The organism is Salmonella sp. NW722, assembly GCF_051702785.1.
GTDB classification, from domain to species: domain Bacteria; phylum Pseudomonadota; class Gammaproteobacteria; order Enterobacterales; family Enterobacteriaceae; genus Salmonella; species Salmonella enterica.
In genome coordinates, this window is record NZ_JAMMIN010000002.1 from 358,300 (window position 1) to 370,827 (window position 12,528).

At 54.7% G+C, this 12,528-nt stretch carries 12 protein-coding genes and 1 other RNA gene; 9 read left to right on the forward strand and 4 right to left on the reverse strand.

Annotated elements, in window-relative coordinates; translation table 11 throughout:
• Positions 1-54 precede the first annotated feature (54 nt).
• Positions 55-801, forward strand: coding sequence for an oxidative stress defense protein (locus NA330_RS06085; RefSeq protein WP_023181527.1), 747 nt, complete (start codon positions 55-57; stop codon positions 799-801).
• A gap of 265 nt (positions 802-1,066) precedes the next feature.
• Here the strand turns inward: NA330_RS06085 and argP are convergent, their stop codons facing one another.
• Positions 1,067-1,960, reverse strand: a complete 894-nt coding sequence (argP, locus tag NA330_RS06090) for a DNA-binding transcriptional regulator ArgP (RefSeq protein WP_000828345.1) — start codon at positions 1,958-1,960, stop codon at positions 1,067-1,069.
• Between the two features lie 153 nt (positions 1,961-2,113).
• Between argP and rpiA the strand changes: the two genes are divergently transcribed.
• Entirely contained in the window at positions 2,114-2,773 is a 660-nt protein-coding gene (gene rpiA / locus NA330_RS06095) for a ribose-5-phosphate isomerase RpiA (protein ID WP_000189741.1), read from the forward strand.
• Between the two features lie 266 nt (positions 2,774-3,039).
• Positions 3,040-4,272 carry a phosphoglycerate dehydrogenase gene (gene serA / locus NA330_RS06100; RefSeq protein WP_001151627.1) on the forward strand — a complete coding sequence of 411 codons (1,233 nt, stop codon included), beginning with the start codon at positions 3,040-3,042 and terminating at the stop codon, positions 4,270-4,272.
• A gap of 380 nt (positions 4,273-4,652) precedes the next feature.
• On the opposite strand, the gene NA330_RS06105 is transcribed toward serA, so the two are convergent.
• The 3 genes from NA330_RS06105 to zapA all read right to left on the reverse strand — a co-directional run bounded on the left by NA330_RS06105 (position 4,653) and on the right by zapA (position 5,824).
• Positions 4,653-5,249 carry a 5-formyltetrahydrofolate cyclo-ligase gene (locus tag NA330_RS06105; protein WP_000192754.1) on the reverse strand — a complete coding sequence of 199 codons (597 nt, stop codon included), beginning with the start codon at positions 5,247-5,249 and terminating at the stop codon, positions 4,653-4,655.
• Positions 5,250-5,269: 20 nt separating this feature from the next.
• A non-coding RNA gene (gene ssrS, locus NA330_RS06110) (6S RNA) lies at positions 5,270-5,453 on the reverse strand.
• Between the two features lie 41 nt (positions 5,454-5,494).
• Positions 5,495-5,824, reverse strand: a complete 330-nt coding sequence (gene zapA, locus NA330_RS06115) for a cell division protein ZapA (RefSeq protein WP_001276011.1) — start codon at positions 5,822-5,824, stop codon at positions 5,495-5,497.
• A 166-nt stretch (positions 5,825-5,990) separates the two neighbouring features.
• On the opposite strand from zapA, the gene NA330_RS06120 reads away from it, so the two are divergent.
• From NA330_RS06120 to gcvH, 6 genes are all read left to right on the forward strand, one after another.
• Positions 5,991-6,569, forward strand: coding sequence for a YecA family protein (locus tag NA330_RS06120; RefSeq protein ID WP_000027236.1), 579 nt, complete (start codon positions 5,991-5,993; stop codon positions 6,567-6,569).
• A gap of 25 nt (positions 6,570-6,594) precedes the next feature.
• On the forward strand, positions 6,595-7,911 hold the full coding sequence (pepP, locus tag NA330_RS06125) for a Xaa-Pro aminopeptidase (protein WP_000193681.1): 1,317 nt from the start codon (positions 6,595-6,597) through the stop codon (positions 7,909-7,911).
• Complete coding sequence (gene ubiH / locus NA330_RS06130) at positions 7,908-9,086, forward strand: 2-octaprenyl-6-methoxyphenyl hydroxylase (protein WP_000111142.1); 1,179 nt, start codon at positions 7,908-7,910, stop codon at positions 9,084-9,086. The genes pepP and ubiH overlap by 4 nt, the downstream gene beginning before the upstream one ends.
• A 125-nt stretch (positions 9,087-9,211) precedes the next feature.
• Positions 9,212-10,414, forward strand: coding sequence for an FAD-dependent 2-octaprenylphenol hydroxylase (ubiI, locus tag NA330_RS06135; protein WP_001192149.1), 1,203 nt, complete (start codon positions 9,212-9,214; stop codon positions 10,412-10,414).
• A gap of 454 nt (positions 10,415-10,868) precedes the next feature.
• On the forward strand, positions 10,869-11,963 hold the full coding sequence (gene gcvT, locus NA330_RS06140; RefSeq protein WP_000068738.1) for a glycine cleavage system aminomethyltransferase GcvT: 1,095 nt from the start codon (positions 10,869-10,871) through the stop codon (positions 11,961-11,963).
• 25 nt (positions 11,964-11,988) lie between these two features.
• The gene (gene gcvH, locus NA330_RS06145) at positions 11,989-12,378 is read left to right on the forward strand and encodes a glycine cleavage system protein GcvH (protein WP_001295377.1); all 390 of its coding nucleotides are present in this window, start codon (positions 11,989-11,991) and stop codon (positions 12,376-12,378) included.
• The last annotated feature ends 150 nt before the right edge of the window (positions 12,379-12,528 follow it).

The window sequence follows — 12,528 nt, forward strand, 5'->3', positions numbered from 1 at the left end:
TGCCTGCATGCGCCCTGTATATCAGGGCAATGACTGCAATATGGAGGAGAGACTGTGAAGTTCAAAGTGATGGCCCTGGCGGCATTAGTGGGTTTAAGTGCAATGTCGGCGCAGGCAAGCGAATTGCCGGAAGGCCCGCACATCGTGACTTCCGGTACGGCAAGCGTCGATGCTGTGCCTGATATCGCCACCTTAGCGATTGAAGTGAACGTCGCGGCGAAGGATGCGGCGACGGCGAAGAAGCAGGCCGATGAGCGCGTGGCGCAATATCTTTCCTTCCTTGAGCAAAATCAGATTGCGAAAAAAGACATTAGCGCGGCGAATCTGCGCACGCAGCCGGATTATGATTACCAAAACGGTAAAAGCATTCTGAAAGGGTATCGTGCGGTGCGAACCGTTGAGGTGACGCTGCGTCAGTTAGATAAACTTAATTCTCTGCTGGACGGCGCGCTGAAGGCGGGTCTGAACGAGATTCGTTCGGTGTCGCTGGGCGTAGCGCAACCGGACGCCTATAAAGACAAGGCCCGCAAAGCCGCCATTGATGACGCGATTCATCAGGCGCAAGCGCTGGCAGCCGGTTTTAACAGCAAATTGGGGCCGGTTTACAGCGTTCGTTACCATGTCTCTAATTATCAGCCGAGTCCGGTGGTGCGAATGATGAAAGCCGCAGATGCTGCGCCGGTATCCGCGCAGGAAACTTACGAGCAGCCGACCATTCAGTTCGACGATCAGGTCGATGTGGTATTCCAGCTTGAACCTGGAACCGGGCATACGTCGACAACGGCCGCCAGCACGCAGTAATCTCGCCCGGCCTGGGCGCTTCCAGGCCGCATTTTCTCCCGGTGTTCGCGTTTTTTGCTCCGTATTACGCATTGAAATGAAGATTTGCTAATACGGTGAGCGTTTTGAATCGCCTTGTCGCCAGCAAAAAATAGCCAATGGCGCGTCGTTTTTTGCCGCCTGAACGCAATGATTTTGTGATGAACTTCAAAGAAGTGACGAGGGAATAATGGGTCATGCAGGCCGGATAAGACGTTCACGCCGCCATCCGGCATTCATAGAGAGGCTAATCCTGACGCAGCACCTTGTGCCCGTACTCCAGCAGCGCGTCGGTCACTTTGCGCATCATCCGGCTTTCCGGGGCAAAGCGGTGCCAGTAAAGCATCCGGCGTTGTAGCAAGCCAGGCGTTAAGTTGATCAACTCGCCGCTTTCCAGCTCTTTCTCAATCTGCAGGTGAGGGATCATGCAGCAGGTCGTGCCCTGACGCGCAAGCTGTACAAACGCTTCGGATGAATTAACGATATGGCACGGCACGCTGCCGGGCGGTAGATCGAAATTCTGTTGCAAAAAGGCCTGATGCATATCATCCAGATGGTCGAACGCGACGGCGGGCGCTTTCAGCAGCGACGACCGGGTAACGCCATTGGGGAAATAGCGCTCGGCAAACGGCTTTGACGCGACAAACAGATAGTCGAGCGCGCCCAGTTTGTCTACCAGGCAACTGGGCAGCGCCTGATGCTGAATACTCACCGCGCCCACCACCTCGCCGCGCCGCAGACGTTCTTGCGTGCGCGTTTCATCTTCCACCTGTAAATTGAGACGGATAGGGGAGTCCGCCAGCACCGGCGCCAGCGCCGGAAGCAGCCAGGTCGCCAGACTGTCGGCGTTAACCGCCAGCGACAGCAGCAGCGGCGTAGAGCCGGTTTGTTCATCGCCCAGCCACTCTTCTTCCAGCAGTTCAACCTGACGCAGCAGAGCCAGTAATTTTTGCCCTTGCTCCGTGGGGCGAGGAGGAACGGTACGCACCAACAAAGGTTGTCCGAACATATTCTCAAGCTGTTTTATGCGCTGTGAGACGGCGGATTGCGTGATGCACAGCTTCTGGGCGGCGCGCTCGAATCCTCGTTCACGTATAACGGCATCCAGCGCCTGTAGTGTTCTGTAGTCCGGACGTTTCATTGTTGTGTCATGCTCCTGTTATTTTTTTCCGCACTATGACATAAATTTGCCGTCGGTACAGATGAAATCCGTAGCCTGTGTACGGACACGGAGATTTTTCCCGACAATGTTCTATAATGCGGCTGTATTTTCACACCACAGGCGAAACGATCTATGACGCAGGATGAACTGAAAAAAGCGGTAGGATGGGCGGCACTTCAGTATGTACAGCCCGGCACCATTGTGGGCGTTGGTACAGGCTCAACGGCCGCACACTTTATTGATGCGCTGGGCACAATGAAAGGCCAGATTGAAGGCGCGGTCTCCAGCTCGGACGCCTCGACTGAAAAACTCAAAGGCCTCGGTATTCATGTGTTTGACCTCAACGAAGTGGATAGCCTGGGTATCTATGTCGATGGCGCGGACGAAATCAACGGTCATATGCAGATGATCAAAGGCGGCGGCGCGGCATTAACCCGTGAGAAAATTATTGCTTCCGTGGCGGAGAAATTTATCTGTATTGCGGATGCCTCTAAACAGGTGGATATTCTTGGCAAATTCCCGTTGCCGGTCGAAGTGATTCCGATGGCGCGCAGCGCGGTTGCTCGTCAACTGGTGAAGCTGGGCGGGCGTCCGGAGTACCGTCAGAACGTGGTCACGGATAACGGCAACGTGATTCTGGATGTTTATGGGATGGAAATCCTTGATCCCATCGCGCTGGAAAACGCCATTAACGCGATTCCGGGCGTCGTGACCGTAGGGTTGTTCGCCAACCGTGGCGCCGATGTCGCACTGATCGGCACGCCGGACGGGGTGAAAACCATCGTAAAATGATCCCGCCAGGCGTATTTCCTGCCGCGTAAAAAATTCGGTCAGGGCAAATTTGGTGACATGTATCACGTTTAATCGTTTGCCCTGCCGATCCCTCCAAAGAAAAAGTTATTCCCGGTATTTTCATCTGCTATTTCCCGCTGTATGCGATTCCTTCACGACGCTGGCGCAAACGTTCATATTGCCGTGATAATTTTTTTTGATATGTTGAAGGACGGATGCAAATCCATACACAACATCAGATGGCAAAAAAAGACAGGATCGGGGAAATGGCAAAGGTATCGCTGGAGAAAGATAAAATTAAATTTCTGCTGGTTGAAGGGGTGCATCAAAAGGCGCTGGAAAGCCTTCGTGCGGCAGGTTACACCAACATTGAATATCACAAGGGCGCGCTGGACGCTGAACAGTTGAAAGCGTCCATCCGCGATGCCCACTTCATCGGTCTGCGATCCCGTACTCATCTGACAGAAGAAGTGATTAACGCCGCAGAGAAGCTGGTGGCGATTGGCTGTTTTTGCATCGGCACCAACCAGGTGGATTTAAATGCGGCGGCAAAACGCGGTATTCCGGTTTTTAACGCGCCATTCTCGAATACCCGTTCCGTGGCGGAGCTGGTGATTGGCGAGCTATTGCTGCTGCTGCGCGGCGTGCCGGAAGCGAACGCCAAAGCGCACCGCGGCGTATGGAATAAACTGGCGGCGGGATCGTTCGAAGCGCGCGGTAAAAAGCTTGGCATTATCGGTTACGGCCATATCGGAACGCAGTTGGGCATTCTGGCGGAATCGCTGGGGATGCATGTCTATTTCTATGATATTGAAAATAAACTGCCGCTTGGTAACGCAACTCAGGTGCAGCACCTGTCTGAATTGCTGAATATGAGCGATGTGGTCAGTCTGCACGTACCTGAAAACGCCTCCACCAAAAACATGATGGGCGCAAAAGAGATAGCCCTGATGAAGCCGGGTTCGCTGCTGATTAACGCCGCGCGCGGTACGGTGGTGGATATCCCGGCTTTGTGCGATGCGCTGGCGACGAAACATCTGGCGGGGGCGGCTATCGACGTCTTCCCGACGGAACCGGCCACTAATAGCGATCCGTTTACCTCTCCGCTGTGCGAATTCGATAACGTGATCCTGACGCCGCATATCGGCGGCTCGACGCAGGAGGCGCAAGAAAACATCGGTCTGGAAGTCGCAGGAAAACTGATTAAGTACTCGGATAACGGCTCGACGCTGTCCGCCGTGAACTTCCCGGAAGTGTCGCTGCCGCTGCACGGCGGTCGTCGCCTGATGCATATCCACGAAAACCGCCCGGGCGTATTGACCGCGCTTAACCAGATCTTTGCCGAGCAGGGCGTTAACATTGCCGCGCAGTATCTGCAAACCTCCGCCCGAATGGGGTATGTGGTGATTGATATAGAAGCCGATGGCGATGTGGCGGAGAAAGCGCTGCTGGCGATGAAGGCGATTCCGGGCACCATTCGCGCCCGTCTGCTGTACTAATTTCTTCTAAATGGGCAGGAGATGACCTGCCCATCCTTTCTCTGGTTTCCCTGCCTCAACATCTCTTCGTGTAACGCATACATTCTGTTTTCGAGCCTTGCCGCAATTGGTAATTAAAGGCAGCGTTGCGTGTTGTACAGCAATAAAAGGAATTTACGATAAAGGCTCAGCATAGCGCTGAAACGGGAAAGCCCCTGGCGAAGCAGGGGCTCTAAAAAGGAAAGGGACGATGATGAGATACGTCATCATGCTGCTGATCCTGTTAATCATCGCTACGCCAGCATATTAACAGAGAGTACGCAGGAGGGAGGTTCGCCTCCCTCACCCTTCACCGAGAAATTTAGGTCAAAAAAGCGACGCTGTCAATCGGCAAAACACGGCTACCACTCCCAAATTTTGGATGGCGTTACCACCGCAGGCAGCGGGATATCCCACTCTTCAACCGGCAGCTTTTCTACTAACTGGCAATCATGCGCGTAGCCCACGGGCTGGATCTTATGCTGCTGCCAGTTTTGCAACGTACGGTCATAAAATCCGCCGCCCATCCCCAGGCGCTGCCCGTCTTCGTCAAACGCCACTAACGGCGTTACCAGCACATCCAGCTTTGCCAGCGGTAATACGTCGCGGACATCAAGCCGTGGCTCCTGGATCTTTAAGCGGTTGGTCACCAGCGCACTCTGCGGATGATAGTGCAGGAACAGGAGGTTGCCAGGGCTGAAGGGATGAAGAACCGGAAGGTAGACGCGCTTGCCCGCTCGCCATAGCTGTTCAATCAGCGGCTGGGTGTCGAGTTCGCCATCAAAGGAGAGAAACACGGCGACAGTGTGCGCCATCACGACGGGAGGAAAGCTGAGCATTCGGGCGGCGGCCTGTTGACCAAAACGGCGTTGCTGCTCTGGCGTCAGCGCACGGCGACGTTGCCGAATTATTCGGCGGATTTCTTGTCGTGATAAAGAGAGTTCGGGAAGTTGTGTCATGGCTGTCGCCAGTCAGAAGGGGAATCTCCGAGATGCCGCCGCAGGCTGTAACCCTTGAACCCTTGGTTCAAGGTGAATGTGTCGTCACAGTTTTAAGGCTTCTCGGACGAACCGAGCATGCTCACCAACCGCGGAGCGCCACATTCTTGTGGTATGAAATATCGGCTCAGGGGACTGGCCCGCTTGCAAACATCTCAGAGAAATTCTGTTTTCACAATCACTTTACCATAGTAAAGCGAAAAGTGTTATTCAAAGTTTTGGCCCGTTTTTTCGGTTATGCGACCTTGATCAAGCAACGCCTGTTCGATGGTCTGTTGTAGCATCCGAATACGTTGTTCCATGCTCGCCGCGTAATCGCGGGTCTTCGCTTTTTCCTGAGTTAACTCATAGCTGATATTCAATGCGGCAATGAAAACCAACTGCTCAGTATTTGTGACTCTAGTGCGAACTTTCAGATCTTGCAACCGCTGATTCAGATCGTCCGCAGCCTGATTCAACGCATCCCTTTGGTCAGGCGGGCAATTCACTCGCAGTGAACGGCCAAATATTTGGATATCGACGGGTTGTGCAGACATGCCACCTTCCTGCTGATTGACTGCGCTGCCTTCGTCTCCAGACCCAGGGTCCGCGAAGGGGCGACACTATAGCTACCCTGGTGTGAAGATACAAGCCCTTTTCTGGTTCACCAGGGTCCAAAGTGGTAGCATATCATGAATATCCTCCCTTTGATGACGAATGCTTATGTCTATACAGAACGAAATGCCTGGTTACAACGAAATGAACCGGTTTTTGAATCAACAAGGGGCCGGTCTGACCCCGGCTGAAATGCATGGTTTAATCAGCGGGATGATTTGCGGCGGCAACAACGACAGCTCATGGCAGCCGCTGTTGCACGACCTGACGAACGAAGGTCTGGCCTTCGGGCATGAGCTTGCTCAGGCGCTGCGCAAAATGCACGCGGCGACCAGCGACGCGCTGGAAGACGACGGCTTTCTTTTTCAGCTTTATCTGCCTGAAGGCGACGATGTCAGCGTATTCGATCGCGCTGATGCATTAGCCGGGTGGGTTAACCACTTTTTGCTTGGCCTCGGCGTAACGCAGCCTAAACTTGATAAAGTCACCGGCGAAACGGGTGAAGCGATTGACGACCTGCGTAATATTGCGCAGCTTGGTTATGATGAGAGCGAAGATCAGGAAGAGCTGGAGATGTCGCTCGAAGAGATCATCGAATATGTCCGTGTTGCGGCGTTGTTATGTCATGACACTTTCACGCGCCAACAGCCGACCGCGCCGGAAGTGCGTAAACCGACGCTACACTAAGAAAAAACGAAATGGAGGCCATGTCATGACTCAGCAGGAATACCAACGCCGTCGCCAGGCATTACTGGCGCAAATGCAGCCCGGCAGCGCCGCGCTGATCTTTGCCGCGCCGGAGGCGACGCGCAGCGCAGACAGTGAATATCCGTATCGCCAGAGTAGCGACTTCTGGTATTTCACCGGTTTTAACGAACCGGAAGCCGTGCTGGTACTGATTAAGAGTGATGACACCCACAACCACAGCGTTTTGTTCAACCGCGTTCGCGACCTGACGGCGGAAATCTGGTTTGGTCGCCGTTTAGGACAGGATGCCGCGCCGGAAAAACTGGGCGTTGACCGGGCGCTGGCGTTTAGCGAAATCAACCAGCAACTCTTTCAGTTGCTTAATGGTCTGGATGTGGTGTACCACGCGCAGGGCGAATATGCGTATGCCGACGAAATTGTTCTGGCTGCGCTGGAGAAGCTGCGTAAAGGCTCCCGCCAGAATCTGACCGCGCCGGCCACCATGACTGACTGGCGACCGATCGTCCATGAGATGCGCCTGTTCAAATCGCCGGAAGAGATTGCTGTCCTGCGCCGTGCCGGGGAAATTAGCGCGCTGGCGCATATCCGCGCGATGGAAAAATGCCGTCCGGGGATGTTTGAGTATCAGCTGGAGGGGGAAATTCACCACGAATTTAATCGCCACGGCGCGCGCTATCCCTCCTATAACACCATTGTCGGCAGCGGCGAAAATGGCTGTATCCTGCATTACACTGAAAACGAAAGTGAAATGCGCGACGGCGATTTAGTGCTTATCGACGCAGGTTGTGAATATAAAGGTTACGCGGGCGACATCACGCGTACTTTCCCGGTGAACGGGAAATTTACGCCAGCCCAGCGTGAAATTTATGACATCGTTCTGGAATCGCTGGAGACCAGCCTGCGACTGTTCCGTCCTGGTACCTCTATTCAGGAGGTGACCGGCGAAGTCGTGCGCATCATGATAACCGGGCTGGTGAAGCTGGGGATTTTGCAAGGAGAGGTTGATCAACTGATTGCCGAAAATGCGCATCGTCCTTTCTTTATGCATGGCTTGAGCCACTGGCTGGGGCTGGATGTTCATGATGTCGGCGTTTATGGGCCGGATCGCTCCCGCATCCTGGAGCCGGGCATGGTGCTGACCGTAGAGCCAGGCCTCTATATCGCGCCGGATGCCGACGTGCCGGAAGCGTATCGCGGCATTGGCGTTCGAATTGAAGATGACATTGTCATTACCGAAACCGGTAATGAAAACCTGACCGCTGGCGTTGTGAAGAAGGCGGATGACATTGAGGCATTAATGGCGGCGGCGCGGCAGCAATGAGCGTCATTATCGTTGGCGGCGGCATGGCAGGCGCGACGCTGGCGCTGGCTATCTCTCAGTTCAGTCATGGGACGTTGCCGGTACACCTGATTGAAGCGAAAGCGCCTGAAGCCGACGGTCATCCCGGCTTTGACGCCAGAGCGATTGCGCTGGCGGCGGGCACTTGCCAGCAACTGGCGCGAATTGGCGTCTGGCAGGCGATTTCCGATTGCGCAACGGCAATCAACACCGTACACGTCAGCGATCGCGGTCATGCCGGATTTGTGACTCTCGACGCGCAGGATTACAGCCTGGCAGCGTTGGGTCACGTTGCGGAGCTGCATGATATCGGGCTGCGTCTGTTTGCGCTCTTGCGTAAAGCGCCAGGCGTTACGCTGCACTGCCCGGAGCGCGTAGCCAGCGTGTCGCGTACCCAACAGCAAGTTAACGTCACTCTGGAAAACGGCAATGTGATAGCTGGCAGCGTGCTGGTGGCGGCTAACGGTACCCACTCCGCGCTGGCGTCAGCCTGCGGCGTTGACTGGCATCAGGAGCCTTATGAACAGTTAGCGGTGATAGCGAATGTCGCGACCGCGATCCCGCATCAGGGACGCGCCTTTGAACGTTTTACCCCCAATGGCCCGCTGGCGATGTTGCCGATGTCGCATGGCCGATGTTCGCTGGTTTGGTGTCACCCGCTCGACCAGCGCGATGAGGTGCTGAGCTGGTCCGACGCGCAGTTCTGTCATGCGTTGCAGGCCGCGTTCGGCTGGCGGCTGGGGCGAATTACTCAGGCGGGTAAGCGCAGCGCGTATCCGCTTGCCCTGACTACGGCGGCAAAAGTTTTTACTCACCGGACTGTCGTGGTCGGCAATGCGGCGCAAACGTTGCATCCTATCGCCGGACAAGGGTTTAATCTCGGTCTGCGCGATGTCATGAGCCTGGCGGAAACGCTGGTCGCGGCACAGGACGCGGGCGAGGATATTGGCGCCTGGCACGTGTTATCGCGCTATCAGCAGCGTCGTCAGGTTGACCGGGATACGACGATTGGCGTAACGAACGGTCTGGTCCATCTGTTTGCAAATCGTTGGGCGCCGCTGGTTATTGGGCGCAATATCGGTTTAATGGCGATGGAGTTATTACCACCTGCGCGCGATGCGCTGGCACAGCGGACCTTAGGTTGGGTTGCGCGTTAAGCAGATCTGTAGGCCGGATAAGGCATTTACGCCGCCATCCGGCATCGTGTTCGTAAAAATGCCGGATGGCAGCTTCGCCTTATCCGGCCTACGGTTTTGATTGTTCCGGTTTCCAGGAGTAAATAGTGCAAAGTGTTGATGTAGCAATAGTTGGCGGAGGCATGGTGGGACTGGCTGTCGCCTGCGGCTTGCAGGGGAGCGGTTTGCGCGTTGCGGTACTGGATCACGTTGTCCCCCAGCCGTTGGCGAACGATGCGTCGCCTCAGCTTCGGGTGTCGGCGATTAATGCCGCCAGCGAAAAACTGCTTACCCGTCTTGGCGTATGGTCAAACATTGTGGCGCGACGGGCAAGTTGCTACCACGGTATGGAAGTCTGGGATAAAGACAGCTTTGGCCGTATTACGTTTGATGACGCAAGCATGGGATATAGCCATCTGGGGCATATTGTTGAAAACAGCGTCATTCACTACGCACTGTGGCAAAAAGCGCAGCAAGCGGCGGATATCACCTTAATGGCGCCAGCGGAGTTACAGCAGGTCGCCTGGGGAGAGAACGACGCCTTCCTGACTTTAAAAGACGGCGCGATGTTAACCGCGCGTCTGGTGATTGCCGCGGATGGCGCCAACTCCTGGCTGCGTAACAAAGCGGATATTCCCTTAACTTTCTGGGACTACCGTCACCATGCGCTGGTAGCGACTATCCGCACCGAAGAGCCGCACGGCGCGGTTGCTCGCCAGGTGTTTCATGGTGAAGGTATTCTGGCGTTTTTGCCGTTAAGCGATCCGCATCTGTGTTCCATTGTCTGGTCGCTTTCTCCGCAGGATGCGGAGCGTATGCAACAGAGCGGCGACGAGGCGTTTAACCAGGCGTTGACTATCGCCTTCGATAATCGGCTGGGCTTATGCCGCCTGGAAAGCGAACGGCAGGTTTTTCCGCTGACGGGCCGCTATGCTCGCCAGTTTGCCGCGCATCGTCTGGCGTTGGTCGGCGATGCCGCGCACACCATCCACCCGCTGGCAGGGCAAGGCGTCAACCTCGGCTTTATGGACGCGGCCGAACTGGTGGACGATCTGCGCCGGCTTCAGCGCCAGGGCAAAGACATTGGTCAACATCTTTATCTTCGTCGTTATGAGCGTAGCCGTAAACATAGCGCGGCGATGATGCTTGCCGGGATGCAAGGTTTTCGTGACCTGTTTGCCGGCGAAAACCCGGCAAAAAAATTGCTGCGCGACATCGGGCTGAAACTGGCGGATACGCTCCCCGGCGTCAAACCCCAACTGCTTCGCCAGGCAATGGGGCTAAACGACCTTCCGCAATGGCTTCGTTAAGTGTCTGACTGCACGCCAGCAAGAGTTTGAAACCCGTCACACTTTGCTTTCCCGGCTATCGCGCCGGGGGGCTTTCCTCGTTTGAAATAATCTAATTTCACCGCTTATTTCGCATTATATTTTCTAATGCCACTATTTTTTGCGAACGAGATTTTCGACATTTTTTCCACATTTAATATTAATTTATGTTGTGGTAAATCGTATCAGCTTCCTTTTTATGACGGTTATTTAGCGTAATAGTGGTTTTTTGTGCTGATGGGATTTTAGCGTTTTTTAGTCATAAGCTAATGTGATGGTAAATTCAGCCTTATGGTTTAGCGCCTGGTTCGGTGGTAAGTTCAGGAACAAGAGAACGTTTGCGTCGGCGCAGGAAAAAGGGCGTCGATGCCAGGTTTCGTGGCGAAGATTTCCCATGAAAATGGTTGTTAGCCCCCGCTAATTCAACGAGGAAAAGATGGCCCAACAGACGCCTTTGTACGAACAACACACGCTATGCGGCGCCCGCATGGTCGATTTTCATGGCTGGATGATGCCCCTGCATTACGGCTCTCAGCTTGATGAACACCACGCTGTGCGCACCGATGCCGGGATGTTTGATGTATCGCATATGACCATTGTCGATCTTCATGGCAGCCGCACCCGGGAGTTCTTGCGTTATCTGCTGGCAAACGACGTCGCGAAGCTAACGAAGACGGGTAAAGCCCTCTACTCCGGTATGCTTAACGCATCGGGCGGCGTGATTGATGACCTTATCGTCTACTACTTCACTGAAGATTTCTTCCGTCTCGTTGTTAACTCCGCCACCCGCGAAAAAGACCTCTCCTGGATTACCCAACACGCTGAACCTTATGCCATCGACATCACCGTTCGTGACGACCTGTCGCTGATTGCGGTACAGGGGCCGAATGCGCAGGAAAAAGCGGCGACTCTGTTTACTGACCAACAGCGCCATGCAGTAGAAGGTATGAAGCCGTTCTTCGGCGTTCAGGCGGGCGATTTGTTTATCGCCACCACCGGTTATACCGGCGAAGCGGGCTATGAAATCGCCATGCCGAATGAAAAAGCGGCGGATTTCTGGCGTGCGCTGGTGGAAGCGGGCGTGAAGCCGTGCGGTCTTGGCGCGCGCGACACGCTGCGTCTGGAAGCAGGCATGAACCTGTACGGTCAGGAGATGGATGAAGGTATCTCTCCGCTGGCGGCTAATATGGGATGGACTATCGCCTGGGAACCTGCTGACCGCGACTTTATTGGCCGTGAGGCGCTGGAGATGCAGCGTGAAAAAGGCCATGAGCAGCTTGTCGGTCTGGTGATGACCGAGAAAGGCGTATTGCGTAATGAACTGCCGGTGCGTTTTACCGATGCGCAGGGCAATCAGCAAGAAGGCATTATCACCAGCGGGACGTTTTCCCCAACGTTGGGCTACAGCATTGCGCTGGCGCGTGTTCCGGCGGGCATCGGCGAGACGGCGATTGTACAAATTCGTAACCGTGAAATGCCGGTAAAAGTGACTAAACCTGTTTTTGTGCGTAACGGCAAAGCCGTCGCGTGATTCATCCTTTTTTGGAGATTAATTGATGAGCAACGTACCCGCAGAACTGAAATACAGCAAAGAACACGAATGGCTGCGTAAAGAAGCGGATGGCACTTACACCGTTGGCATTACTGAACACGCTCAGGAGCTGTTGGGCGATATGGTTTTTGTTGATCTGCCGGAAGTCGGCGCGACCGTAAGCGCGGGCGACGACTGCGCCGTGGCGGAGTCCGTAAAAGCAGCGTCCGACATTTATGCGCCGGTAAGCGGTGAGATCGTGGCGGTAAACGATGCGCTGAGCGACTCCCCGGAGCTGGTGAACAGCGAACCGTATGCCGGTGGCTGGATCTTTAAAATCAAAGCCAGCGATGAAAGCGAACTTGAATCGCTGCTGGATGCCACTGCGTATGAAGCATTGTTAGAAGACGAATAATGTTGTGCCGGATGGCGCTAATGCTTATCCGGCCTACTCACTGCAACGCGAATGATTTTGCGTATTCATTTTCGCACGCGTAGGCCCGGTAAGCGTCAGCGCCACCGGGCAATTGAGTTAGAGACAATCACGATTCACTGCACGTTTCAG